Source organism: Gandjariella thermophila (assembly GCF_005405885.1).
GTDB lineage: Bacteria > Actinomycetota > Actinomycetes > Mycobacteriales > Pseudonocardiaceae > Gandjariella > Gandjariella thermophila.
This window is the reverse complement of record NZ_BJFL01000019.1, coordinates 80,394-106,376: the sequence shown is the minus strand read 5'-3', so window position 1 is coordinate 106,376 and position 25,983 is coordinate 80,394. Positions and strand designations below refer to the sequence as shown.

The following is a 25,983-nucleotide window of genomic DNA, read 5'->3' as shown; positions in this document are numbered from 1 at the left end:
CCCCGGCCCTCAGCGCGGTCGGCGACTGGGTGAAGGCCCACCTGAAGGACATCCACGCCGTCCTGTCCACCGTCTCCGCCATCGCCGGCCTGGTCGCCCTGGTCACCCCACCGCCGGTCGACGCCGTCGCACTCGGCGTCTCCGTGGTTGCCGGCGCCGGAGCCCTGGCCACCGACCTCGCCGACCCCCAGTTCCGTCACGGCATCAGCGAACTGGTGCGCGGCCACTTCAACAAGGATTCGATCGGCGCACTCACCACCGGCGGCGCCGACGCCGCCAGCCTGATCCCGGGTATTGGCTTCGGTGCTAAGGCGATCAAGGGCGCCGAGATCGCTACCGAGGCCGGAAGTCGGGCCGCAAACCTCGGTGAGATCGCAACCATGGTGGCGAACAAGCCCGGCCTGCTCGTGAGGGGAATGGCCAAGATCCCCGGCGTCGGCGCGCTCGGTGACGCGGCGAGATTCGCGGACAGAGCATTGGAATTCGGGCATGTCGCGGATCCCGGTGCCGCTGATCGGCTGAACCTGCTCTGGAAGGCCAAGGGCGTGGCATCGCACCTCTACCATGACGTGCGGCAGGAGGCGTCCTGATGGGAATCATTGCCGCATTGCAAGGAGCTACGCGTAACGAGGACATTCCGCTGTGGGTAGCTGTTCCGCCTGGCTACTTTTCGCTGCCACTCGGTGATGTTGTCGGGAGCCTGGAACGTGCCGAATCGGTGCTCACCGATGTCGCCGACGAAGCGCAGGAAATATCGATTCGCGCCCTGATCGGTGTATTGTCCGTCCTCCTGTCGGATCTGGCTTCCTGTGGCGCGCTGTACTGCGGAATCGGTCGCCATATCTCTCCAACTGACAGCACTGTGGTCACGTCCTCGCTGGTCGTCTCGTATCAGGAATACGAGGGCACCCGGAACCCTCGGCTGCTACTCAACGACCTCATCCAGGCCAAAGCGGATTCCAAGGAGCACGGACAGCCTGAACTGATCGACGTGTTGGAGCGGCCGACGCTTTTCTTCGAACGGACCCGGCATCTGCCAACGCCCCAGTTGCCGGGCCAGCCTGACGTACCCGAGGGCTCGACCAGCGCGGTCTACCAACTGGAGGCGTTCGTGCCCTCCGATAACGGCGACAGACTGGCTGCCATCGAGTTCTCCACGCCATTCGATTCGCATGGCCCGGAATACCGGGCCATGGTCGTCCAGATGGCGGCGTCGGTATCCTTCGAACCGCCTGCTGTGTCCCCGGACGCGGGCAACAAGATCACTCGACTGCTTTGGTAACCATGACCATTGACGTACCTATCAGGCCAGGAGCAGCGCTCAACGACCCGGAAACCCGCCGGTTCGTTGAGGATAACATCATCAATGCCAAGTACAACTGGATCATGCGCCACTCGTACATCCCCGATCGTGCGTACAATAAAGAGGGAATCGTCAACATCCTGGCCAACTATCCGTGGCAAGAGTACGGCTACAAGTATGGTCGGTGGCAGAGGGAGCTATTTTTCGACGAGCTGCCCTTCATTCCGCTTCGTACCTGGGAAAAGAAGTACCAGACTCTGCTGCTGATCGACCCCCGCGACGGCAGTCCGGTTGAAGAAGTCAATGGCATGGCAAAGAGCGTTGAGCCCCCATCGGGGCGGCTGCTGTTCGCCGGTGATCCGCACCTCGCCGGTGTGATCAGCACGATGCGCGACGGCAAGCGGAATATCTCCATCGTCGGATCCACGCGCCTTGGCAACCCCGAGGGAGATCAGCAAATTGGGGCGCGTGCCCGCGATCTCACCAAGGTTATGGTGCCGGAACATGCGCCGCAGGTACAACTGTTCAACCCGCCGAAAGAGTATGTGAAATATCTCGGTCCTTGGCTGGCTGACCATCCCGAAAAACCGTCCAATCGATTGTGACGGGATGCGGCACGGCATCGGTCATCTGACGCTATACTACGCCAGTGGACATGTTCGATGTCGTTGTTGTTATGCTCACCCGCAAAGGCCGGGCTTGGGTAGCTGGTTTGCTTGCGGCTGCCCTGGTATATTTTGGGGTTTTTGTGCAGGCTAACCCGCGTGGCTATATGGGTGCGGCGATTTGCGTCGCCGCCGCGGTCGGTGCGGTGGGCTCCGTGTTCATCCCTCAGCGGTGGGTTAGCCGGACGGTTTCGTTGGCTTCGTTCGGGGCACTCATCGGAGGTGCGCTGATCGCTGGAGTGGTGATTACGTTCGGTTGAGCCACGTGCGGTGGCAGGTGACTGAATGGGTCTTGTAAGCCGACCGCCGTCAGGGTGCTACGCCGTCAGCGATGGTCGAGGCGGCTTGACTTGATCTCGCGGAGGAAAGTCGTCGCCGGAGCGAAGGTCAGCGTGGGGCCGCAAGGGTTCTTGGAGTCGCGGGCTGTCGCCCCGTCAGTGGCGACAGCCACCTCGACGCAGTTGGCGCCGTTGCTGCTACGCGTTGACTTCCGCCATGCCACCGGCTCGCCGTGGGTAGGCATCGCCGTCCTCCAGATCAGGTCAGCGCAGTTGAATCGCCGCCGCGGAGTCGGCTGGTGACAACGCCACTGTGCGCATACGCTCCGCAGCCTTAGTGTACGCATCCACCTGGTCTGGATCTTGGACGTACACGGCGCCGTCCGGAACTCGACGTAGCCGATGCTCTGGGGCTCTGCGAACTCGAGCAGTGTGAACTCGCCGTCGAGACCATCGTGGACCGGCACTGAGAGCGGCATGACATGGAGGGTGATGTTGTCCCGGTCCGCCAGACGGAGCAGGTGTTTGAGCTGCTGGCGCATGAGCGTGCACCGGCTCTTCTCGTTCGGCCGGAAGTTGCACCTGCTGTGGCTCGATCAGCGGCGGACCGACGGAGGCCTGCTGACCTGCGGCTGACTGAGGCTGCTCCGTTCGTGCGGTGGACGGCGAAACGGCCGCTGGTGATCGGTCGAGATCCGTAACGTGGGGAGGGGACGATCGCTTCGTGGTCGTACCGCTCGGCGGTGCGGCCGGTGCTGGGGGATTTCGATGAGCGAGACACAAACCCGTTGGGTGTTGGCCTTTGACGCGTCCTGCCGGGCGTGCTGGTGGCTTTCCCGGCTGGTCAGCCGGACCTCGGGCGGGAAGCTGGAGGTCCGGCCGCTGGCGGACCAGGATGTGCGAGAGTGGCGGGACCGAGCCCTCGGTGCGGGTGCGGTTCAGCGGCCGACACTGATCATGGTGGACGGGCCGGACGTCGTCGCCTGGACGGGGGCGTCCATGGCCGTCAAGGTCATGCGCCACCTGGGGCCGTGGTCCACGATCCGGGCGCTGGATGCGCTGAGCCAGTCGCGGCACGCGGGCGGCCGACCGTCGCCGGCGAGGATGGGCAACGCCGGCGCGCGGCTGCTGTGACCTGACCGACTCGCGGCGACGCGGGTCTAGCGGCGGCCGCCGAGGCGGTGCAGGAGTTCTTCGGCGGCCCGGTGTTCCGGGTCCCAGGCGAGTGCCTGCTGCAGAGCCTGGCGTGCCTCGTCCTTTCGCCCGGCCCGATGCAACCCGCTGCCGTGCAGGTAGCTGCGCTCGGCCAGCAGGCTGCGAATCCGTGCGTTGCTCGGGTCGTGACCGAGCGCGCAGCGTAGCCACTTCTCGTCCCGGCCGAACCCGGCGATGGTGGGGTTGGCCATGGCCGCGACGCAGTGGATGTCGATCATCGCGTCGAACACGTCGGCCCGGTTGGGTTCCCGCTGCCACGCCAGGTGCGCGAGGTTGATCGCCTCCGGGTACTGGCCCTTGTCCAGCCGGCGGCGGGCGAGGCTCAGCAGGTCGGGGGCGTTCCGCCCGCCGGCGGCAGTCTCGTCGGGAGTGGCCGGCGGCTCCTCGGACCCGCCGGCGGTGATCTCGTGGAGCAGTTCCTGCGCCGCGGCGATCAGGCGGCGCAGCTCCGCGGCGGCCTCCTCGCGCCGACCCTCCGCGATCAGCCGCTGCGCCACGGCCAGGCCGGTCGCCTCCTCCGCGGCCGCGGCGGAGGAGGCGCCGCCCGGGGCGGTGAGCAGGGTCGCGGCGAGTGGTGGGGTGTCCAGCACCGGTTCCGCCGCGCCCCCGCCGGCCATGCCGAGCTGATCCTCGTCGCCGGGCGAGGACCGCCGCACGAGCTGGTGGGCGTGCAGCACGGCGCCGCGGGCGAGGTGTTCGTCGGCGGTGGGTACCACGGCGGCGCCCAGCCCGGACACCAGCTTGCGCAGGTGCGGCATCCGCGTGCTGCCGCCGACCAGCACCACGGCCTCCACACTCTCCCGGTCCAAACCGGACCGCTCGAACAGCGCATCCGCGCGGTCCAGCGTTCCGGCCACCAGCACCCGGGTGAGCAGTTCGAACGGCGGCTGTTCGAACTGGACGGTCAACCGCGGCTGCCCGTTCGTTCCGGAGACGAACATCGGGAAGAGCACCGGACCCTCCGCGGCCAGCTGCTCCTTGACCTTCTCCGCCGTGCCGCGCAGCCGTAGCCAACCCGTCTCGCCCTGCCGCACCTCGTCCGGCAGGCTGCCGCGGTCCCGCAGGGTGGCGAGCCAGCCGCCCAGCACCTGCTCGTCGAAGGTGCTGCCGCCGGGCGCGCCCGCCCCCTCGTAGCCGAGCACCCGGTACCGGCCCCGGACCGCCCGGACCAGGCCCAGCTCGAAGCCCTCGTATCCCATGCCGTACACCAGGAACGTGCCGGTGGCCTCACCGCCGGTGTGCCCGACGACCGCGGCGACGGAGTCGGTGACCAGGCTGACCTCGCCGAGGCCGGCGGCGCCCGCCACGTCGAGCAGCGCGCTGCGCTGGCTGGCGAAGAACCGCGCGGGCACGCTGATCACGGTGTGCCCGATCGGCGCGGCGGTCTCCGCGACGATCCGCGCGCGCAACCGGCGCAGCGCCGCGGCCACCAGGTCGGCGGGATTGACGGTGTGCCCGCCGAGCTGGACCGAACCGGCGAGACCGAGCTTGCTCTTCACGCTCGGGAAGGACACCGGCAACGGCCCCCTGGGCACCGGTTCGCACAGCGGCCACGGCCACTCGTTCCCGGCCAGCGCGACGAACCGGGCCGGCTCGCCGGGCGTCCCGTACGCGGCGCGCACCCCGGTGCTGCCGAAGTCCACCCCGACGTTGATCACCGCCACCGCGGGCTCCTAGGCATCGTCGAGTAGCTTCAGCAGACCGGCGAAGTCCTCGGCGTCACCGACCTCGGCCACCTCGTACTGCTGCCCCACCTTGGCGACCATCAGCTTGAGCACCTGGGCCTGCTCCGCCACGGCCTCCTGCTTGCCCTGCTGGAACGACTGCTGCAGGGCGGCGACCGCCTGGTTGATCTGCTGCGCGTCCGTCGCGGTGGCCCGGTCGGCCGCCCGTTCGGCGATGTAGAGCTGCGAGGCGAGCCCCGAGCCGAAGAGGTCGGACTGCAGCACGCTGATCATCCGCCGGCATTCCGCCGGGTCGGAGAACACCAGCGTCTGCTGGGCCCGTTCCAGGTCGCCCTGGATCTTCATGGCCTGGCTGGGACGCAGGTACTGCTCGTAGGTGCGCAGGAACCGCCGGGTGACCTCCTCCAGGTAGACCAGGTCCTCGCGGTAGGTGGCGTCGTCCTCCTCGAAGTCCGCCTTCGCCGGTGCCTCGGCGCGAGCGGTGTCGAAGCGCAGCTTCTTCCGGTACTCCATGTTGGTGCCCGGAACGGCGATCGTGACGTGCAGCTCGCGGTTGCGGTCGAACAGGAAGCTGACCTCCACCCGGGTGTGGATGTCGATCTCCTCGGGCAGCTCGTACTCGATGACCCCCTGCTCCTGGTTCTCGCTGGCGGTGGCGCTGTCACCCTCGTAGACCGGGACCCGGATCACCCGGCCGTCGGTGGTCTGGAAGGTGTGCCGCATCGGCTCGCTCATCGGATACGGCGTGCCCCGGGGGATGATCGGCACGAACGTGTCCGCCTGCGAGCCGCGCACCGCGGCGACGCCGAGCGCCATCCCGGTGACGTCGTAGACGTGGGTGTCCCCGGCGGAGCGCGCGTTGACCAGGCTCTGCCGGCACTTCCGGCACTCGCTCGCGGTCTCGTCGTTGACCGTGGCGCAGCTCAGGCACTCCACCCCGTGCAACGTGCTGGCCAAGATGCCCGCCCCGACCGCGACGCACTCCATCGGGTCGATGTGTCGGCGCACCTTGCCCGTCCCGAAGAAGTTCTCCACTGCCTCCCGCACCTTCGGGATCTGCGTGGAACCGCCGACCAGCAGCACGTCGGAGATGTCGTCGGGGGAGAGGTTCTGCCGTTCCAGGGCGGTGCGGACCAGGTGGATGGTCCTGTCCACCAGCGGCTCGATCAGCGCCTCGAAGTCGTCCCTGGTGAGGGTCATCTCGACGTCCACCGGACTGCCCGCCGCGCGGAACGCCGCCGGGATGATGATGTCCGCCCAGTCCGCCTCGCTGAGCGTGCGCTTGGCCTCCTCGGCGGCCTTCTTGGCGATGAACAGGAACTCGTCGTCGCCGGACGGGTCGACGGCGGCGTTGCGCCGCACCCACTCGATGATCTTCTCGACGATGAGCAGGTCGAAGTCGTCGCCGCCCAGCCAGTTGTCGCCGACGAAGTCCAGCACCTGGAAGTGGTTGTGGCCGTCGGCGTCCTTGGCGGTGTTGAGGATCGAGATGTCGAACGTGCCGCCGCCGAGGTCGTAGACGAGCACCCGGCGCCGCTCGCCTTCGCGGAGTTCGAGGCCGAACGCGATGGCGGCCGCGGTGGGCTCGTCGATGATCCGCTTGACGACCAGGCCGGCCTGCTCGCCGGCCTCCCGGGTGGCCGCCCGCTGCGCCTCCTTGAAGTAGGCCGGCACGGTGATCACCGCGTGGGTGACGTCCTCCTTGAGTTTCTCCGCCGCCCCGTTCTTCAACCGCTCCAGGATCATCGTGGACACCTGGGCCGGCGTGTAGGTCCTCTCGCCGATCACCACGTGCGCGCGCGGGTCGTCGTTCGGGCCGGACACGATCTGGTAGCTGCGCCGGGCCCGGGTCTCCGCGACGGCCGGGTCGGCGAAATCCCGGCCCATCAGCCGCTTCACCGAGAGGATCGTGTTCGCCGGTGCCGCCTTCGCCCAGTTCAGCGCGGGACCGCCGACGAGCAGGTCCTCCTTGCCGCCGCGCTGGCGCAGGCTGACCACGGACGGCGTCGACCGCGCGCCACCGATGGTCACCACCGAGGCGCGGTCCTGCTCCGGGTCGTATCGGGCAACCACGGAGTTCGTGGTGCCGAGGTCGATGCCGATGGCGGTCACTGCTGCTCCCTTCCGGAGGCGACGATCACGGAGGCGGGGCGCAGGAGGTCGCCCCGGTACCGGATGCCGCGCTCGATCACCCTGATCACGGTGTCCTGCGGCGCGCCGGGCTTGTCGCGCACCTCGACGACGTTGTGCGTGGCGGGCTCAGCGACCTCGCCGGGTTTGCCGAGCAGTTCCAGGCCACTGTGGTTGCACAGGACGTCTGTCAGCACGTCGGCGGTGCGACGGACGCTGGTGCGGTAGGAGTCGACGTCCGTGCCGTCGTGGGCCAGCAGCCGGTCGAACGCGTCGAGGATGTCCGCGATGCCGCGCAGCAACCGGCGGGTGTCCAGTTCCTGCCGGTTGATCTCCTTGAGCAGCAGTTCGGTCTGGTCGCGGTGGGCCTGCAGGCTGCGCACCAGGTTCGCGGTCTCCACCCTGGTGCGGGCCAGCGCGCCGAGCAGGTCGCCGTCCGCGGACGGCGCCGGCCCGGCCGTCTCCGGTGGGGCGGCGCGGTCGCTGTGGCGGCGACGTCGTGCTTTCCGGCTGCTCATCGGGTACTCCCTGCGGCTAGCGGTCGAAGGAGATCAGGCTGTCGATCAGCGACTGGGGCGGAAACGCGTCGAGGTCGCGGGGCAGCACGGGCGGCGGTGGCGTCAGCGTGACCTCGGACAGGTCGCCGGCGAGGTCGTCGAGGAACTCGACCGGGGCGGCGAGCGCGTCGGTCACCTGCGACGGCTCGCCCGGATCGGCCAGTTCCCGCCGCACGTGTTGCCGGGCTTCGTCGAAGTCGGCCGGATCGACGTCGTAGAGCAGGAAGTCCGCGAGTAGCCGGCGACGGACGTCCCGCAGCTCGTCCCATGCCTTCTGGGTGACCGGGTTCATCAACCGCCTGGTCATCAGGGTGAACGAGGCGTCCTCCACCTCCGCCTGGGTGGACCGCGGCGTGATGCCCGCCGGGGCGAGCGCGTCGTACGGAAACGGTCCATTCCAGACGGTCAGCGGATCCTTGATCATCAGCCGGTACTCCCTTCGTCCCGCAACCGGGCCAGTTCCGCGTCCAGCGCGGCGAGCAGCGCCGCCCGGATCGGCGCGCTGGACGGGTCCGCTCGGGTGGCCCGGACCAGGTCGTGCAGGGCGCCGGTGAAGTCACCGTCCGCGCGGCGCCGTTCGGCCTGCTCGGCCAGCGTCTTCGCCCGCTCGCGCGGGTCCGGCGGCGACCCGTCGCTCTCGCCGTAGGATTCGATCAGCCGGCCCAGGTCTGTGACGCTGAGTTTGTCGAGCAGCACGGACTCCAGTTCCTCCAGGACGTCGCCGAGGGTGTCCCGCAGCCGGTTGTTCGCCGCGGCACGCTCCAGACCGGCGTTCACGATGGCCAACGCCTCGCGCAGGATGGCCAGGCTGCCCGCCACGGTGTGGTCCAGGCGCAGCTCGTCCTGGCCGTAGATGAGCGCGCGGGCCAGGTTGTCCCGGGCCCGCGCGGACTCCGGGTTCAGGTCGAGCGCCCTGCGCAGGTCGGCGACCGCGCGGCGGATGTCCGGGCGCAGGCCGAAGTCGCGGCAGCCCGAGCCGTACCACACGCCGCGGTCGATGAGGAGTTCCGCCCACTTCAGGGTGAGCGTGCTGCGGCCGGCCGCGCCCACCACCGGCAGCGTCTTCTCCACCAGGGTGACGGCCTCGTCGAGACGGTTGATCTGTTGCCGGCTCTGGTCGGTCAGCGCGTCCACCCGGCCCAGGACCATCCGCAGCACCGCCTGCCTGGTGCGCACGGTCATCGCCGCGTTCGCCGAGACGGCGATCGCGCCGTCCAGTTCGGACATTGCCCGGTCGACCTGGCCGCCACTGGTCAGCAGGCCGCGGGCGATGGCGAGGTGCGCCCGTACCGCCAGCTCCACCGCGTCCTGCAGCAGCCGGGCCCAGCGTCGCGGCAGGTAGGTGTAGGCCGGGTTGCGGGCAAGGAACTCCCGGCACCGCGGGCACTCATCGAGATCCGGGTGGCCGGCCTCGGTCGGGTCGGCGCAGTCGGCCGGCAACTCGGCCAGCCGTTGCCGGTGGAACGCCGGCAACGCGGGCAGCGCCGCCTCGAACCGGTGGTGCTCGATGAGCGAGAACGCGGTAGACAGTTCGGAGAACGACCAGCGCAGCCGGCGCACCACCGCCCGGCTGGACTGGGTGTCGTCGACGCGCAGCGCGTCCGCCGCCGCGACGAACTGGCCGAACTCCCGGGCCAGGCCGACCATGCTCAGGTAGGCCGGCCCGCAGGCGAGCGTTTCCTCTGCCCGGCCGGGCAGCGGGAGTCCGCCGGCCTCCTTCAGACTCTGCGCGGCGTCCAGCTCGGTCTCCAGGAACGAGATCAGCTCCCGGTAGCGCTCGCTCTGCCGCGACCGGCCCGCGTTGGCGTGGCCCTCCGCGTGCCCGGCCACCACGTCGATCAGGTACCGGCCGAGTTCGGTGCGCAGCCGCGCGGTGTCCGCCGGCGTGACCGCGTGGCCGTAGCAGGCGGCCCTGGCCTGCCGCCAACCCGTCCAGCAGTCGTCGTCGGTGAGCACCGCCGCCCAGCAGGCCAGCGCGGTCCGCCACACCTGAGGCGCCTGCTCCCACGCCCCGGTGTCCTCCAGCTCCTTCGCCTGCCAGAACGACGCCACGGCCAGGCTGTGCGCCAGGGCCATGTCGCCCGGCGTCTCGGTGAGCCGCTGCCGCCACGCCGCGACAGCGTCGGCGCGGTTGCCGGCGAGCAGGGTGAGCAGCCCGGCGTCCTCCGGCAGCCGCTCGCACAGCCGGGCCAGCAGCGCCGCCGGGGCGCCCGGCTCCAGCGCGTTCAGCTCCCGGCCCAGGGACGCGGCGTCGCGGAACCGGTAGAGCAGTGCGTCCAGCAGCAGCCGCTTGGCCGGGGTGCGCAGCCGATCCCAGGCGACCCGCTCCTGCCACGTCATCCCGCCCCGCTCCATCAGCGCGTAGGCGGCGTCCTTGACGATCTCGGTGGCGGATGCCGGGGTGACGCCGGCGGGGAGCAACGCCCGGTAGGGGAAGGTCTCCTCGCGCAGCGCCACCGGGTCGGCGACCAGGGTGGCGCTGGCGACCCCGTCCGCCCAGGGCAGCGCATCGAGCAACCGGACGAGCCGGTCGCGTCGCTGTTCCGCCGCGGGTATGGCCGGCTCCGCCTCCAGGTAGGCGGCGACCGCAGCGGACCACTGCCCGGCGTTCTCCCGCTCCCGGCCACTGGTGTAGGCGCGCCGGGCCGCCGCGTCCGCGTAGCCCGCGCACCCCTGGTACGCGGTGCTCGCCTCGGCCCAGTCCTCCCGCTGCTCGGCGAGCCGGCCGCGCGCGTAGCCGGCCAGCACGGGGGCGTCCCGGTAGTCGCCGAGCGCGTCAGCCATGCCGTGCGCGGTGTCCCAGCGCCCTTCCGCGCCGGCGAGCCGGGCCTGCGCGTAGGCGGAGCGGACGGCTACGTCGCCGAACTCCTCGGGCATCGCGGCGTACGCCTCGATGACCCGCCGCCAGCCGGCCACCTCGTCGGTGTCTGCCGCCGCGGCCTGCTCGGCCAGCCGGGCGTGCGCGTAACCGGCGCGCACGGCGACGTCCCGGTAATCCTCGGGCAGGCCGGCGTACGCGGCCAGCGCCTCGGACCACTCCTCGTCGCGTTCGGACACTCGGCCGGTGGCGTACCGGTGGGACCTGCCGAGATCCTCGTCGGCATGCGCGGCGGGCGCGTAGATGGCCGCGGCCGAGGCCCAGTCCTCCCCCTCGGCCAGCCGGCCCCGCGCCTTGCGGCGGAGCAGGCCGACCAGGCCGTCGCGCTCCTCGTCCGGGGCCTCGCCGAGGAGGGCGAGCACCGAGGTCCACTCGGTGCCCTGCTCGGCCAGCTTGGCCCGGGCGAACCGGCGCCGCCGGCCCACCTCGCCGCCGGCGAAGTCGTTCGGCAGGCCGCCGAAGCTGTCCAGCACCCCCGCCCAGTCCTCCCGGGTGTCAGCCGCCCGCCCGGCCGCGTACTGGGCGCGCGCGGCGGCATCGAGCAGACGCCTGGGCAGCGTCGCGTACTGCTCCGCGGCGGCCTCCCACTCGCCCGCCAGCTCGGCGGAGCGGGCCCGCGCGTAGCCCAGCCGTGCCGTGGCGTCGGCGTGCTCTCCGGCCCGCTGGTAGCCCTCGGCGGCGGCCGGCCAGTCGCCCGCCGTCTCGGCGATCCGCGCCCGCGCGTACTCGGCGCGCGCCGCGGCGTCCCCGTGGTCGGGCGGCAGCACGCCGAACCACTCCGCCGCGCGCGGCCACTCCTGCGCCTGCTCGGCCGCCACGGCCCGCTGGTACAGCGCACCGCGCGCCGCGGCCAGCGGGGCGGCCACCGCCCAGCCGTCGCCGGCCAGCGCCTCCCACGCGCGCACCGCCGCCACCTGGTCGCCGGACTCGGCGGCCACGTGGCCGGCGGCGAACCGCGCCCGTCCCTCGCTGTCCAGAAACGCGCCGAGCCGGGTGAACTCCTCGGCGGCCGCCGCCCACTGCTCCGCCGCCTCGGCGACCCGCGCGGCGGCGTAGCGGGACCACTCGTCAACGGGTGCACCGAGCCGTCCCGCGGCGACGAGGTGGCGATGCGCCTCGGCCCAGTCGCCGGCGTCGGCCGCGGCCCGCCCCCGCACGGCCGCCAACCTGGCCGGCGCGTCCTCGAACCCGCCGCAGTCCTGGTACGCGGCGGTCGCGTCGGCCCAGCGCCCGTCCGCCTCGGCGAGCCGGCCCCGCGCGTAGCCGGCCCACTCGGCGGCGGCCCGGTACCCGTCGCCGCGCAGCGCGAGCACGTCCGTGTACCCGGCCAGCGCGGCCGGCCACCGCCCGGCCAGCCGGTGCTCCTCCGCGCTGGCGTAGCGGGCGGCCAGCCCCGCCTCCTGCCGCGCGGCCGCCAACCGGGCGGGGACGTTGCGGATCCCGTCGGGGCGCTGCGCCAACACCTCCTCGTAGCAGCGCACCGCGGTGGACCAGTCCGCGCCCGCCTCCGCCGCCTCCGCCTTGGCCACCAGGTCGGCGAGCGCCCGCACCTGGCCGATCTCCTGGTGGAGGCGGCGGAACAGCGCGCCGGGCAGCAGCGGGCGGACCCCGTCGAGCAGTTTCGCCGCCTGTTCCGGGTCGGCCTCGGCGGCCAGCACCTCGCACAGCCGCTCGATCGCCGGCCAGGCCAGCTCGATCTGCGCCTCCGTGATCAGCAATGACTGGTCGTGGGTCTGCTTTCGGGTGCGCGCGGTGCGCAGCACGCCGTCCCAGTCGTGCGCGGTGCGCAGGAACCGGGCGGCCGCGAGCACGCTGGCCAGGTCGACGTTGCCCGGCGCGTCGAAGCGGGCGAGCGCCGCCTCGCCGGCGCGCAGCGGATCGGTCACCTCGTCGTCGCCGCCGACCACCTCGCGCGCCTTGAACAGCCAGCCGTGGCCGCAGGCCTCGTGCAGGAACAGCGTCGGCGTGGCCCACTCGATCGTGGTGTGGCCCGGCAAATTGGCGATGTGCTGCCGGGCGGCGGTCATCGCCTCGTCCACCGTCTTGTTCGAGCAGACACCCTCCAACAGCAACGGCCCGAAGGTGATCGCGGCGCGGTCGGTCACCAGCCCGTTCATCCCGGCCACGGCGGGAATTCCCCGCCCGATCAGCGCCTGCGCGACGCCGGCGAACGGTTCCAACCGGGTGTTGCTCGCGCCGTCGCACAGGTTCAGCACGACCAGGCGCAACCGCTGTGCCCGCACCAGGATGCCGCTGAGCAGGTGGCCGGGGACGCGGTCCGCGGCGCCGTCCTCGCCCTCGAGCAGCACGACGCCCTCGTCCCGGGCCCGGTCGTAGCTGCCGTGCGCGATCAGCAGCACGGCGGCGGGCCGGTCGGTGTGCTCGGCCAACCACGTCTCAATGTCCCGCCGGGTCGCGTGCTCGCGCACCGTCATCTGCATGACCAGCGCGGGCAGCGCGGCACGCAGCGCGGCAAGCTCGTGCTCCACGTCGATCGGCGGAAGCCCCGCCTCGACGGGTGACGCGGTGGCGACCAGCAGCCGGATGACCTCCGGTTCGTCCCCCGCGGTGGGCAGCCGGTGGCCGGGGGAGTCCCCGGGCAGGGAACGGACCACGGAGAGGTTGGCGTTGAGCGCCAGGGTCTGCTCCGCCCGGTCCGACGGCGAACGCAGCGCCTCCACCGGAAGGTCGTGCAACTCGGCCGGAAGATCGAAGCGCAGCCGCAGGCCGTGCGTGTGCCGCTGCGTCTGCGCGCGTGCCCGGCGCAGGCAGGCGGCGAGTTCCTCGTCGAAGACCAGGTCGAACACCGACCGGCCGAGCTGGCGCAGCCGGGTGGACACGTTCGTGGCCCCGGTGGGCGCGTTGCCGAGTTCGATGTCGATCAGTTCGTCGAACTCCCGGCGTAGCTCCGCCGGTTCGTCCGCGACGCGCCGGATGGTCGCGGCGTGCGCGGCGCCGTTGGCCAGCACCAGGTACCGCCGCGCGCCGATGCGGCGGACCCGGACCCGTAGCTCGTCGAACTCCAGCACGGCCTACCGTCCCCCCAGCGCGCGGACCAGCGCCTGCAGCTCGGACCAGGCTGTCTCGCGCTCCTCGCGCAGCTCCGGGTGGCCCGGCTTGTCGGCCAGGGCGCGGTCGAACTGCTGGACGGACTCGCTGAGCAGTTGCACGGCTTCCAGGAAGTCGCGTGCCTCCAGCCGGTCGTGCGCCATGATGCGCAGCAGCAGGCCGAGGTTGCGCCGGGCCCGAATCAGTTGGGGCGCCAGGCGGAGCGCGCGGGTGAGATCCGCGTGCGCGGCCCGCGCGTTGCCGCGGTCCTTGTTGACCGCGTCGATGCCCCGGGTGGTCAGTAGGGACGCGAGCTGCGCGATCAGCCGTTCCGCCTCGGCGGGAGCGCCGCTGCCGACGACGGTCCGCGCGGCGTCCAGCACGTCGATCGCGCCGGTCCAGTTCTTCTTGCGGCTGAGCGCCTCGGCCCGGCCCACCGCGGTGTCCACCACGATCCGCAGCACCTCGGCGCGCACCCCGAGGCGGGCGCCGTGCCCGGCCGCCTCCCGCCAGCACCGGGCGGCCTCGGCGATATCCGTCTCGGCCCGGGTGATCGCCGCCCTGGCAAGGTCCAGCAGGGCCTCGGTGACGACCTCCGTGCCCCGGGCGCGCAGTTCCTCGTGCTTGTCCGCCAGGCCGGCGTACGCGGGGTTGTGCCGGTCGAACTCCGGGCAGTCCGCCGCGCACACCAGCGGCGGCTTGGCCCGGTCCGGACGGGCGGCGCCGGCCCCGCAGGAGCCGCACCGCAGGTCCATGGCGAGGGTCAGCGCCTCGGCCGCGCGCCCGGTGGCCAGCCGGGCCTCGGCGAGACCGACCCGGGAGAACTGGCGCAGCAGGTCCTCGAAGCACTCGGCGTCGCGCAACGCCACCACGAACCAGCCGAACTCCCGGTGCAGCCCGAGCTCGGCGATGCGCACCGGCCCGCAGACCAGCCGGTCGCCGTTCGACGGCAACGGCAGCCCGCCGAGCTCGCCCAGCAGCCGTGCCGCGTCCTGCTCCCGGCGCAGGATGAACGGCGCCTCGTCGACGCCGGCCGCGCTCGCCCGGTGCTCGACGAGGTCGCGTAACCGGGTCCGCAGGGACTCCACCATGGCCGGGGTGACCGAGCGGTCGTACCGGCGTTGCGCGCGCTGCCGCCACTCCTCCCAGAACGTCTCGTGGCACAGCACGGACGTCCACACGGCGATGCAGGTGCTCCAGCTCGCCGCCGGCGGTGGCGCGAGGTCCGGTGCGCTGAGGGTGTGCAGCAGCATCAGCGCCAGCGCGTGGCCGACGCGGGCGTCGGCCGGCGCCCGCCGCGCCGCGGCGGCGAGCCATTCGATCGCCTCGGACCGGTGGCCGCCCATGCCGTACAGCAGCGCCTCGGATGGTTCCGGGCTGTCTCGCCCGGCTGCCGCGGCCCGGTGCAGCAGGGACGCCGCCTGGTCCCACTCGGCCCGTGCCGCGGCGGCGAGCGCGCCGTCCCGCAGCAGCAGATCCCGTTCCCGGCGGACGCGCTGGTCGCCGGCGGCCGCGGCGGTGTCGTCGTCCGGAGCGCCGGCGCGCACCCGGGCAAGCGCCTGCCACGGGTTGTCCGGCAGCCCGTGCAGCTCCGCGTCCCGCCCGCTGCGGTACAGGCATTCCGGCAGCACCTGGGCCCGCCACGGGTCGTCCTCGGGGATCGCGGCGAGCGCGTCCACCGCGGCGGACCACCGGTGTTGCCGGACGTGCCACGCGGCGAGCGCGTGGGCGGCGGGCCGGCGGACACGGTCCGGGACGTCCGGCCCGCTCAGTTCGGCCAGCGCCGCTTCGTCCGGCCGTCCCTGGTGCAGCGCGCAGAGGGCGAGCCCGAGGCGCGCCTGCGGGTCGCTGGGCGTGCGGTCGAGCACCGCGCGCCAGTGCCGCTCCGCGTCGGCCGACTCGCGGTCGAGCAGGCTCAGCAGCCCGAGATACCGGGACGCCCTCGGGTCGCCGCTGGCGACGAGGTGTGCCCGCGCCCGTTCCCGGTCGCCGGAGGCGAGGGCCCGCGCCGCCGCGTGCAGGTTCAGCTCGGGAATCGCGGCGTCCAGCTCGCCGGACGGGACGGCGGACCGGGCAGCCTGGACGTCCTCGATCGCGCCGGCGAAGTCGGACCGGGCCGCCCGCTGCTCCGCGCGGGCGTGGTGCGCCGTGGCGGCGAGCCGGACCAGCGCGTCGCGCCGCGGGTGACGGTCACGCAGCGCGGTCCAGGAGTCGACGCTGGCGGTGAACCTGCGTAGCTGGTAACCGGCCAGGCCGTGGCGCAGCAGGACCACGTCCGGGCGGCAGCCGCCGGCGATGGCGTGCTGGTACGCCTCGAACGCGGCAGCGACCCTGCCCTGCTCGTGCGCGGCGATGCCGCGGATCGCCGCGGCCACCGGCTGCTCGGCGCCCGCCGCGGCCGCGAAGGACTCGGCCGCCGCCCACTGGCGGTGCCGTAACAGCAGCGCGGCGGTCAGCAACCGCGCCCTGCCGTCCAGCGCCCCGCACCGGTCCGCGGCGGCGAGGTCGGTGAGCGCGAGATCCTCGCGGCCCAGCCGCGCCCGGACCTGGGCGCGCTGCAGGTAGGCCCGGCCCAGCCCGGCGTCCCTCTCCAGTGCGGCGCCGAAGAACCATTCCGCGCGCGCGAAGTCGGCCGCGTGGGCCGCGGTGCACCCGGCCCAGTAGAAGCCGTCGGCCCGTGCCGGCCGCAGCCGCTGAACCTGGCCGAAGCGCAGGTCGGCCGCACGGAGGTCGTCGCGGGCAAGGCAGACGCGGCCCAACCCGAGGCTCGCCGCGGCGGCGATCTCCGTGGCCGGACTGTCCGGGGACGGACGGCGGACCGCCTTGTCGCCCACCTGTTTCAGTGCGGCGGTGAAGCCCCGTTCCGCCACATCCAGGTGGCCGCTGGCCAGCGCCTGTTGACCCTCGGTGTTCGCCCTGCGTGCGCGGCGTAGCCCGATGTGTGGCCACATGGCCGTGACTTACCCGGCCGCCTCGTCGCGTTCGGACCGCCATGTGCCCCGCTGCCGGTCGTAGCGCAGCCGACCGAGCCGGTAGGACGTCAGGTCGAGCGCGACAAGCTGGTGGTACGCCTCGACGGGCAGATCGTCCTCCAGCACGATCTGCAGCTTGCTCTCGCTATCTTGCAGGATGAGCGGAACCCGGTGGCCGGTCTCGGTTTTCCGCCGCCCGGTGGCGCGCCGAGCCACTGTCTTGACCGCGCGGTAAACGTCTTTCACCGCGGCCGAGCCGAGCCCGCTGAGAAAGGCGTGCAGCGGCAGGGCGGCCAGCACCAGCCAGTCGAGTTCGGCGGCGCCCCGGTGGGGCAGCTTCCTGCGGCTCTCGGCGTGGAAACCCATGGCGCCGAAGGTGGCGACGAGTTCGTGTTCCGACTCGTCGGTGACCTCTGGGTCGAGCAGCAACTCCGCACGGCGCGCAGAACTGACCATCGTGACGGTTCCTCCCCCGGAGATCGTCTGTGGTGCGTGGCGGCTGATACGTCGATTCGACCACTGATCCACGGCTGGCCGTTCCCCCCTTCACCCGGACGGCCCAAACGCGTGCCCGCCGGTCGCGGCGCGCGATCTTTTGCCGGCTCGCGGTCATAGTCGGACCGGCGGGCCCAACCGTTACGCCGGTCGTCCGATCAGCGGCGGGCGAGCCGCAGGGTGAGCACCTGGAACGGGGTGAGGCTCACCGAGAAGCCGCCGTCGGTGACGGGGTACTCGGCGGGCGTGGGCCACGGGCGTTCCAGCAGGTCGGTGGATGTCGCGCCGGCCAGGGGGAAGCCGGCGGTGACCCGGGCACGGGCCCGGCCGCCAGCGGCCTCGTACAGCCGGAGCACGACGTCACCGGAGCGGTCGTCGGCGAGCTTCACCGACTCGACGACCACGGCCGGGTTGTCCACGGACACCAGCGGCTCGACCGGGCGGCCGCCGCGGAACTCCCGGCCGGGCAGGTTGATCCGGTAGCCCTCGCGCACGGCGTCGAGTACCGAGGCGCCCGGGACCAGGGCGTGCCGGAACCGGTGCACGCCATGGTCGGTGTCCGGATCGGGGAACCGCGGCGCGCGCAGCAGGGACACCCGAACCGTGGTGGTCAGCCGGGAGTTGGTCACGTCATGGCCGTAGGTGGCGTCGTTGGCCAGGGCGACGCCGTAGCCGGGTTCCGCGACGTGCACCCACCGGTGCGCGCACACCTCGAACTTGGCCGCGTCCCAGCTCGTGTTGGCGTGCGTGGGCCGGTACACGTGGCCGAACTGGATCTCCGCCGCGGCGCGGTCGGTGCGCACGTCCAGCGGAAAGGCCAGCTTGAGGAACTTCTCGGTCTCGTGCCAGTCCACCTCGGTGTCGATCTCCAGCCGTTTCGCCCCGGCGGGCAGCCGGAGCACCTGGGAGACCGTGGAGCGGGAGAACGAGCGCGTCACGCGGATCGCGTCCGGCTCCTCGGCGACGACCTCGTCCACCGCGGTCAGGTCGGTGACCGTGTTGCGGTAGAACGCGTCCACGTCCCAGGCGTCCCACGCGTTCGGGAAGTCGGGGTGGAGCTGGAGCAGGTTGGCGCGCCCGCCGGGCGCGACCACCTCGCGGTCCGCCTCGACGTCCACAATGGACGTGATGAGTCCGGCGGCGTCCACGGTCACCCGGAGCAGTCCGTTGTCCAGCACCCCGTCGCGCACCCGCACCGGAGCGGCGTCCACAATGGACACCGCGGCGCCGAGCGCGGGCACGCCGTCCCTTGCGTACGGCGCCGCGTTGAACACGATGCGCTCCGTGCCGCCACCGGCCAGCGCGCGCTGCGCACCGGCGATGATCTCCGCCAGTTCGGTGGCCACGGCGGCGTAGGCACGCTCGGCCTCGCGGTGTACCCAGGCGATCGACGATCCGGGCAGGATGTCGTGGAACTGGTGCAGCAGCACGGTCTTCCAGATCCGGTCCAGGCGGTCGTACGGGTAGCAGAAGCCGGTGCGGACCGCCGCGGTGGCCGCCCACAGTTCGGCCTCGCGCAGCAGGTGCTCGCTGCGCCGGTTGCCGCGCTTGGTGCGCGCCTGGCTGGTGTAGGTGCCGCGGTGGAACTCCAGGTACAGCTCACCCACCCACACCGGCGCGTTCGGGTACTCGGCCTCGGCGTGCCGGAAGAACTCGGCCGGCGCACCGATCGTCACCCGAGGCGAGCCCTCCAGATCGGCCAGGCGCGCGGCGCGGGCCAGCATGTCCCTGGTCGGTCCTCCGCCGCCGTCGCCCCAGCCGAACGGCACCAGCGACGAGTTCGCGTTGCCCTTGTCGGTGAAGCTGCCCGAGGCGTGCGCCAGTTCCCGCCCGGACAACTCGGCGTTGTAGGTGTCCACCGGCGGGAAGTGGGTGAAGACCCGGGTGCCGTCGATGCCCTCCCACCAGAACGTGTGGTGCGGGAACCGGTTCGTCTGGCTCCACGAGATCTTCTGGGTGAGGAACCACCGCGACCCGGACAGCGCCACGAGTTGTGGCAGCGCGGCGGTGTAGCCGAACGAGTCGGGCAGCCACACCTCCTCGGTCTCCACCCCGAACTGCTCGACGAAGAAGCGCTTGCCGTGCACGAACTGCCGCGCCAGCGCCTCGCCGCCGGGCATGTTGGTGTCCGACTCCACCCACATACCGCCGACCGGGACGAACCGCCCGGCGGCCACCTTCTCCCGCACCCGGGCGAACACCGCCGGGTGGTGCTCGGCTAGCCAGGCCAACTGCTGGGCCTGGGACATCGCGAACACGAATTCCGGATGGTCGTCCATCAGCGCGGTCACGTTCGCCGCCGTGCGCGCCACCTTGCGCACCGTCTCCCGCAGCGGCCACAGCCACGCCGAGTCGATGTGCGCGTGACCCACCGCCCAGATGCGGTGCGCGCTGGCGTGCGCCGGGCTGGCCAGCACGCCGGCGAGGTGCTTGCGCGCGGCGGCCGCCGTGCCGGGCACGTCCTGCAGGTCGAGCGCGTCCAGCGCGCGTTCCAGCGCCCGCAGGATCTCCCAGCGGCGCGGGCTGATCAGGTCCACCTCGCGCATGAGCTGGGCCAGCACCTCGACGTCGTGCGCCAATCCCCACACCTCGGCGTCGAACACCGCCAGCTCCACCCGGCCCAGCCGGTACAGCGGCGCGTCGCCGGCGGTGGCCGGATCGCCGAGCGGGGTGGGCGCGAACGGCGGGTTACCCAGGATCGTCGGGTTGGCCGCCGCCTCCACGTACAGCTCGACCGGCTCGCCGCCGGTGGCCGGATCGCCCACCGGCACCCAGGCGTTGCGCGGGCTGAGGCCCTTCACCGGGGTGCCGTCCGCCCGGTACACCAGCCCCTCGGCCTGGAAGCCGGGCATGCCCCGGTCGAAGCCGAGGTCGACGACGGCCTCCACGGCGCGGCCCGCCCAGCGCTCCGGAACCTGGCCGCGCACCCGGAACCAACTGGTGCCCCACGGTGGACCCCACGGTTCCCCGGGCCGGATCGGGGCGTAGCAGGCGGCCAAGCCGTCGGCGACCGGCACCGGCTCGCCGGGCGCGTGCCACACCGCCACCTCCGCGGGCACCGACTCCGGGTAGACCGCCGGCCACAGCCGCTCGGCCAGCACCCGGTTGACGCGGCCCTCGACCAGGATCCGATCGTCGTGCATGGTTGCCCCTTCGCGCATCGGCGTCCCACGGTCAGTCTGCCGAGGCCGCCCACCGAGGGCGAGGAACCTGTCGGGGGACAGACGTACCCTGCGGGCCGTGCGGTTCGAGGGATTCGGGGACGGCGCCGTCGACTTCTACGAGGGCCTGGCGGCGGACAACTCCAAGGCGTACTGGCAGGACCACCGTGCCGTGTACGAGAACGACGTGCGGGCGCCGATGGAGGCCCTGCTCGCCGAGCTGGCCGAGGAGTTCGCCGAGTTCGGCGAGGCCAAGGTGTTCCGGCCGTACCGGGATGTGCGGTTCAGCAAGGACAAGGCGCCGTACAAGACGCACTGCGGCGGCGTGATCGAGCGTGGCCGTGGCGGCGGCGCCTGCTACGTGCAGGTCAGCGCGGATGGGCTGCTGGCCGGCGGCGGTGCGTTCCACCTGCAGCCCGACCAGCTCGCCCGGTACCGGGAGGCGGCGGCGGAGGACCGCCGCGGCGAGAACCTGCGCCGCATCCTGGACGGGCTGCGAAGCGGCGGCTGGGAGATCAGGGGCGAGACGCTGCGCACCCGGCCCCGCGACTACCCGGCCGACCATCCACGGCTGGACCTGCTGCGGCACCGCAGCATCTACGCGGTGTGCCGCTGGCCGCCGGACGACCTGCTGCACGAGCGCGGCTGCCTCGACCGGGTGCGGGACGCCTGGCGCGCGCTGCGGCCGTTCAACGAGTGGGTCGCCGACCACGTCGGCGTCAGCGACCGGGTGCCCTGACAGCCTGTTCCGAGCAGCCACGGAAACCTCACCGCCGCCCGCCGGCACCGGCGGATTCCGTGCCGAATCGGTCTCGGCGACACATTACCGACGGGTACTTCGGGATCGGTCCAGCCACTCCGGTTAGGCTGCTGTGATGTGAGCCGACGTGCCAAGATCGTGTGTACTCTCGGGCCCGCCACCGCGACCGCGGAGAAGGTGCGCGACCTCGTCGCGGCCGGTATGGACGTGGCCCGGATGAACTTCAGCCACGGCAGCCACGCGGACCACAAGCAGGTGTACGAGCTGGTCCGGGCCGCCTCCAACGAGTCGGGCCGAGCGGTCGGCATCCTGGCCGACCTGCAGGGACCGAAGATCCGCCTGGGCCGCTTCGCCGCCGGCCCGGTCGAGTGGCGCACCGGCGACGTGGTCCGCATCACCGTCGAGGACGTCCCCGGCACGCACGACCGGGTCTCCACCACGTACAAGGGCCTGGCCAAGGACGCCAAGGCCGGCGACCGGCTGCTGGTCGACGACGGCAAGGTGGGCCTGGTCGTCGCCGAGGTGGACGGGCCGGACGTGGTCTGCGAGGTCACCGAGGGCGGCCCGGTCAGCGACAACAAGGGAATCTCGCTGCCCGGTATGGACGTCTCCGTGCCGCCGCTGTCCGACAAGGACGTGCAGGACCTGGAGTTCGCGCTCAGCCTCGGGGTGGACTTCATCGCGCTGTCCTTCGTGCGCTCCCCGGCCGACATCGACTTCGTGCACCAGGTGATGGACCGGGTGGCGGGCGGCCGGCTGCCGGTGGTCGCCAAGCTGGAGAAGCCGGAGGCGGTGGACAACCTCGAGGCGGTCGTTCTCGCCTTCGACGGCGTCATGGTGGCCCGCGGTGACCTCGGCGTGGAGCTGCCGCTGGAGCACGTGCCGCTGGTGCAGAAGCGGGCCATCCAGATCGCCCGGGAGAACGCCAAGCCGGTGATCGTGGCCACCCAGATGCTCGACTCCATGATCGGCAACTCGCGGCCGACCCGGGCCGAAGCCTCCGACGTGGCCAACGCCGTGCTGGACGGCGCGGACGCGCTGATGCTCTCCGGCGAGACCAGCGTCGGCCGGTACCCGATCGAGTCGGTCGAGACGATGGGCAGGATCATCGAGGCGGTGGAGTCGGAGTCCACCACGGTGCCGCCGCTGACCCACGTGCCGCGCACCAAGCGGGGCGTCATCTCCTACGCCGCCCGGGACATCGGCGAGCGGCTGAACGCGAAGGCCCTGGTCGCGTTCACGCAGTCCGGAGACACCGTGCGGCGGCTCGCCCGGCTGCACACCCACCTGCCGCTGCTGGCGTTCACGCCCGAGCAGAACGTCCGTAGTCAGCTTGCTCTCACCTGGGGCACCGAAACGTTCCTGGTGCCTAAGGTGGACTCGACCGACCAGATGGTGCGCCAGGTGGACCAGGCGATGCTCTCGATCGGCCGCTACCAGCCCGGCGACCTGGTGGTGATCGTGGCCGGCTCGCCGCCGGGCACGGTGGGGTCCACCAACCTGATCCGGGTGCACCGCCTGGGCGAAGAGGACCACGCCTGACGCCCGCCCGGTGCCGCGGGCGGACGTCCGCGGGACAAGGGAGTGCAAGTGACAGAGCTGGCGCGCGCGGCAGCGGCCGATCCCGCCGCCGCGACCTCGCCGGAGCCCGTGCCGACCACCCCGGACGGGGTGCCGCGCGGTCAGCCGGTGCTGGACCGCCTCGTGGCCCTGCTCGATCTGGAGCGCATCGAGGAGAACATCTTCCGCGGGGTCAGCCCGGCGGAGTCCCCGGTGCGCGTGTTCGGCGGCCAGGTCGCCGGCCAGGCCCTGGTCGCCGCTGGTAGGACCGTGCCGGAGGACCGGCACGTGCACTCCCTGCACGCGTACTTCATCCGTCCCGGTGACCCGCGGGTGCCGATCGTCTACGAGGTGGACCGGATCCGGGACGGCCGGTCGTTCACCACCCGCCGGGTGGTCGCCATCCAGCACGGCAAGGCGATCTTCTCGCTGTCCGCCTCGTTCCAGCTCCGCGAGCACGGGCTGGACCACGCCGACGCGATGCCCGAGGTGCCCGACCCGGAGTCGCTGCCCAGCTTCGCCGACCGGGTCAGCGAGTACGGCGCCCGGCTCGGCGACATGGCGAAGCTGCCCCGCCCGATCGACCTGCGCTACGTCACCGAGCCGGCGTTCCTGTCCCGGGAGAGCGGCCCGCGGGACGCCCGCCACCAGGTGTGGATGCGGGCCGACGGCAGCCTGCCGGACAACGACCTGCTGCACGTGTGCGTGCTGGCCTACGCCTCGGACATGACGCTGCTGGACGCCGTGCTGGTCCGGCACGGCGTGTACTGGGGGCTGGACCGGGTCATCGGCGCCAGCCTGGACCACGCCATGTGGTTCCACCGGCCGTTCCGCGCCGACGAGTGGGTGCTCTACGACTGTGCCTCGCCCAGCGCCTCCGGCGGCCGCGGCCTGGCCACCGGGCGGTTCTTCGACCGGGACGGCACGCTGATCGCCACCGTGGTCCAGGAGGGCCTGCTGCGCATCGCCTCCTGAACAGGCCGTCAGACGAGGGTGAACCAGGCCAGGCAGCCGAGGCCGGCGACCACGCAGTAGATCGCGAACGGGGTCAGCGTCCGGGTCTCGAAGTACCTGGTGAGGAAGCGGACCGAGAAGTACGCGGCGACCCCGGCGAGCAGGCTGCCGAGGATCGCCGGACCGAGCACACCCTGCGCCTGGGGGGTGAGCAGCTCCGGGATCTTCAGCAGGCCCGCCGCCCCGATGACCGGGGTGGCCAGCAGGAACGCGAAGCGGGCGGCGTCCTCGTGGCGCAGCCCGCGCAGCAGCCCGGCGGCGATGGTGGCGCCGGAGCGGCTGAACCCGGGGAACAGCCCGAAGATCTGCGCCGAGCCGATGACCACCGCCTCCTTGACGCCCAGCCGGGACAGCCGGCGGTCTGAGGCGACGTCCACGGCCACCGCGCTCAGCGGCGTGGTGTCCTCGGTGGCGAACACCACGGTGTCCCGCATTTCCAGCGGCAGGTCGTCGTCGCGGTCCCTGCCCCGGCGGAGCCGCTCGACCGCGTAGAGCACCACCCCGTTGAGCGCCAGGAACAGCGCCGAGGGGATGGGCTTGCCCAGGTATTCCCGCGCCACGTGGTCGAGGACCAGACCGACGATGCCGACCGGGATGGTGCCCGCCACGAGCAGCCAGGCCAGCCGCTGGTCCGGCGTCTCGATCCGGCGATGGCGAATCGACGTGACCAGCCCGCCGACCACGCGCACCCAGTCCCGCCAGAAGAAGATCACCAGGGCGGCTGCGGTGGCCACGTGCATGGCCACCAGCACGGCCAGGTACGGCGAGCCCTCGGCGGTGATGCTCAGGTCCTGCGCCCACTTGCCGCCGATCAGCGCGGGCAGCAGCACGCTGTGGCCCAGGCTGGACACCGGGAACAGCTCGCTGACTCCCTGCAGCAGGCCGATCACGATCGCTTCGGGGTATGTCAAGTCGGGCATCGATCGCCTTCCGACGAGGGATGTGCCTGGTCCTGGCACGGGGCGTCGGCTGGCGCCGCGACGCCCGAGGCTTGTCCTCGGCAGCCTAAACGAGTCCGGCCCTCCGGGAACCGCCGGGCTCGGGTCGCGGACGCGCCCCCACCGGGGTGAGTCAGGGTTCGCCGAACAGTTCGGCCCGGGCCCGGTCCACCATGTCCCTGGCGTGGTGCAGGCCGGCCCGCTCGAACTGGGCGCGCAACTCGGCGAGGTCCCGCTCGGTCTCGGCCCGTGGCCAACCCAGCCGGGCCAGGCTCTTCACCAGGCCGAGCCGGGCCAGGGCCTCGCCACGCGGCTCGCCGATAGCTCGGAACTCCCGCACCGTCGAGCCGTACACCTCGCGGGCCTCGTCGTAGCGGCCGGCCCGGTAGAGCACGTTTCCGCGCATCTTGTGGTTGTAGGCCAGCGCGCTTTCCAGGTTCATCCGCCGGCACGTTTCCGCGGCCTCGTCGAGCAGTTCCAGCGCGCGATCCGGATCGCCCTGCAGGGAGACGATGTCGGCGACCCCGCGTAACGCCCAGGCGCGGCCGCGCGCGTCACCGGCGGCGGTGGCGATCCGCACCGCGTCGCGGAACATGGTCAGCGCGCGATCGTGCCTTCCGGTGTTCCGGTAGATCTGCGCGAGCCCCTCCATCGCCCACACGATGTGCCGGGCCTCGCCGCGTTCCCTGGCTTCGGCCAGCAATTCCTGGTGGAGTTCGATGACGTTTTCGTAGTCGCCCTGGATACGTCCGGTCTCGGCGATCCCGGCGAGCGCGTAGCCGCGGGCGAGCCGGTCCCCGCCGCGCTCGGCGAGCCGGGCCGCGGCGGTCAGCCAGCGGCGGGCCAGCGGGAAGTTCCCGCGCTGCCGGGCCAGCGTGCCGCCGCTCCACAATGCCCAGGCCATCGCGGGGAGGTCGGCTGCGGTGCGGGCCGCCCGGTAGCTCTCCTTCCACGCCCGGTCCGCCTCGTCCACCCGGCCGAGCCGGCGGCACGCCTCGGCGACCGCGAGGTTGGCCTGCGCCGCCGCCAGTGGCGAGCCGGACCGCTCCGCTTGCCGCCGCTGCTCCTCGGCGCTGCGTAGCACGTCCGCATAGGAGGCGTTGACCGAAAGGGACTTCAGCGCTCCTTGGTATTCCGGCGCGAATGCCTGACGGTACAAGGCGTTTCTCTCCCTCCGTTCCCGGGTTTCCACGATCTGTGGGGGTGAACGTAGGACTGGCGGACCGCTCCCCGAATCGGTCTGGTGTCGAACCGTGCTCTCGCCCGTCGGCGTATTCGTCGGCGCCGGTTGTCATACCGGAGTCGGGGATTTGGACGGTAAACC

19 protein-coding genes are annotated in these 25,983 nt (G+C 72.2%); 8 read left to right on the top strand and 11 right to left on the bottom strand.

Translation table 11 applies throughout. From position 1 onward, the window contains the following. From FFT21_RS29200 to FFT21_RS17870, 4 genes are all read left to right on the top strand, one after another. Nucleotides 1–590, top strand: a 590-nt coding sequence (locus FFT21_RS29200) for a hypothetical protein (RefSeq protein ID WP_225978512.1), incomplete at its 5' end; no start/stop codon positions are given. Continuing rightward, nucleotides 590–1,282 carry a hypothetical protein gene (locus tag FFT21_RS17880; protein ID WP_137815030.1) on the top strand — a complete coding sequence of 231 codons (693 nt, stop codon included), beginning with the start codon at nucleotides 590–592 and terminating at the stop codon, nucleotides 1,280–1,282. The genes FFT21_RS29200 and FFT21_RS17880, both read left to right, overlap by 1 nt. Nucleotides 1,283–1,284: 2 nt before the next feature. Next, nucleotides 1,285–1,908, top strand: coding sequence for a hypothetical protein (locus FFT21_RS17875; protein WP_137815029.1), 624 nt, complete (start codon nucleotides 1,285–1,287; stop codon nucleotides 1,906–1,908). Nucleotides 1,909–1,952: 44 nt separating this feature from the next. Continuing rightward, complete coding sequence (locus FFT21_RS17870) at nucleotides 1,953–2,228, top strand: hypothetical protein (RefSeq protein WP_137815028.1); 276 nt, start codon at nucleotides 1,953–1,955, stop codon at nucleotides 2,226–2,228. Nucleotides 2,229–2,293: 65 nt separating this feature from the next. Here the strand turns inward: FFT21_RS17870 and FFT21_RS30725 are convergent, their stop codons facing one another. Then, nucleotides 2,294–2,788 (bottom strand): DUF397 domain-containing protein, encoded by a 495-nt coding sequence (locus FFT21_RS30725; RefSeq protein WP_371856819.1) that lies wholly within the window; start codon nucleotides 2,786–2,788, stop codon nucleotides 2,294–2,296. 226 nt (nucleotides 2,789–3,014) lie between these two features. Between FFT21_RS30725 and FFT21_RS17860 the strand changes: the two genes are divergently transcribed. Beyond that, nucleotides 3,015–3,380 carry a hypothetical protein gene (locus FFT21_RS17860; protein WP_137815027.1) on the top strand — a complete coding sequence of 122 codons (366 nt, stop codon included), beginning with the start codon at nucleotides 3,015–3,017 and terminating at the stop codon, nucleotides 3,378–3,380. Nucleotides 3,381–3,406: 26 nt separating this feature from the next. On the opposite strand, the gene FFT21_RS17855 is transcribed toward FFT21_RS17860, so the two are convergent. The 8 genes from FFT21_RS17855 to FFT21_RS17820 all read right to left on the bottom strand — a co-directional run bounded on the left by FFT21_RS17855 (nucleotide 3,407) and on the right by FFT21_RS17820 (nucleotide 20,369). Beyond that, nucleotides 3,407–5,125, bottom strand: a complete 1,719-nt coding sequence (locus FFT21_RS17855; RefSeq protein WP_137815026.1) for an Hsp70 family protein — start codon at nucleotides 5,123–5,125, stop codon at nucleotides 3,407–3,409. A gap of 9 nt (nucleotides 5,126–5,134) precedes the next feature. Then, nucleotides 5,135–7,258, bottom strand: a complete 2,124-nt coding sequence (locus FFT21_RS17850) for an Hsp70 family protein (RefSeq protein WP_137815025.1) — start codon at nucleotides 7,256–7,258, stop codon at nucleotides 5,135–5,137. Next, nucleotides 7,255–7,794 (bottom strand): nucleotide exchange factor GrpE, encoded by a 540-nt coding sequence (locus FFT21_RS17845; RefSeq protein WP_137815024.1) that lies wholly within the window; start codon nucleotides 7,792–7,794, stop codon nucleotides 7,255–7,257. Before FFT21_RS17845 ends, FFT21_RS17850 begins: the two co-directional genes overlap by 4 nt. Before the next feature lie 16 nt (nucleotides 7,795–7,810). Beyond that, nucleotides 7,811–8,257, bottom strand: a complete 447-nt coding sequence (locus FFT21_RS17840; RefSeq protein ID WP_137815023.1) for a hypothetical protein — start codon at nucleotides 8,255–8,257, stop codon at nucleotides 7,811–7,813. After that, entirely contained in the window at nucleotides 8,257–13,740 is a 5,484-nt protein-coding gene (locus FFT21_RS17835; RefSeq protein WP_137815022.1) for a CHAT domain-containing protein, read from the bottom strand. Before FFT21_RS17835 ends, FFT21_RS17840 begins: the two co-directional genes overlap by 1 nt. Nucleotides 13,741–13,743: 3 nt before the next feature. Next, a complete protein-coding gene (locus tag FFT21_RS17830; protein WP_137815021.1) occupies nucleotides 13,744–16,710 on the bottom strand; it encodes a tetratricopeptide repeat protein in 2,967 nt (988 codons plus the stop codon). Between the two features lie 9 nt (nucleotides 16,711–16,719). Further along, the gene (locus FFT21_RS17825) at nucleotides 16,720–17,187 is read right to left on the bottom strand and encodes a hypothetical protein (RefSeq protein WP_137815020.1); all 468 of its coding nucleotides are present in this window, start codon (nucleotides 17,185–17,187) and stop codon (nucleotides 16,720–16,722) included. Nucleotides 17,188–17,384: 197 nt separating this feature from the next. Beyond that, nucleotides 17,385–20,369: an alpha-mannosidase gene (locus FFT21_RS17820; protein ID WP_137815019.1), complete on the bottom strand. Its 2,985-nt coding sequence runs from the start codon at nucleotides 20,367–20,369 to the stop codon at nucleotides 17,385–17,387. 97 nt (nucleotides 20,370–20,466) lie between these two features. On the opposite strand from FFT21_RS17820, the gene FFT21_RS17815 reads away from it, so the two are divergent. The 3 genes from FFT21_RS17815 to tesB all read left to right on the top strand — a co-directional run bounded on the left by FFT21_RS17815 (nucleotide 20,467) and on the right by tesB (nucleotide 23,682). Further along, entirely contained in the window at nucleotides 20,467–21,126 is a 660-nt protein-coding gene (locus FFT21_RS17815; RefSeq protein WP_137815018.1) for a DUF2461 domain-containing protein, read from the top strand. A 138-nt stretch (nucleotides 21,127–21,264) separates the two neighbouring features. After that, entirely contained in the window at nucleotides 21,265–22,689 is a 1,425-nt protein-coding gene (gene pyk / locus FFT21_RS17810) for a pyruvate kinase (protein WP_137815017.1), read from the top strand. A gap of 48 nt (nucleotides 22,690–22,737) precedes the next feature. After that, nucleotides 22,738–23,682 carry an acyl-CoA thioesterase II gene (gene tesB / locus FFT21_RS17805; RefSeq protein ID WP_137815016.1) on the top strand — a complete coding sequence of 315 codons (945 nt, stop codon included), beginning with the start codon at nucleotides 22,738–22,740 and terminating at the stop codon, nucleotides 23,680–23,682. Between the two features lie 8 nt (nucleotides 23,683–23,690). On the opposite strand, the gene FFT21_RS17800 is transcribed toward tesB, so the two are convergent. Together FFT21_RS17800 and FFT21_RS17795 are read right to left on the bottom strand one after the other, a co-directional pair. Beyond that, nucleotides 23,691–24,641, bottom strand: coding sequence for an undecaprenyl-diphosphate phosphatase (locus FFT21_RS17800; RefSeq protein WP_137815015.1), 951 nt, complete (start codon nucleotides 24,639–24,641; stop codon nucleotides 23,691–23,693). A 151-nt stretch (nucleotides 24,642–24,792) separates the two neighbouring features. Then, nucleotides 24,793–25,818, bottom strand: a complete 1,026-nt coding sequence (locus tag FFT21_RS17795) for a tetratricopeptide repeat protein (protein WP_137815014.1) — start codon at nucleotides 25,816–25,818, stop codon at nucleotides 24,793–24,795. Between the last annotated feature and the right edge of the window lie 165 nt (nucleotides 25,819–25,983).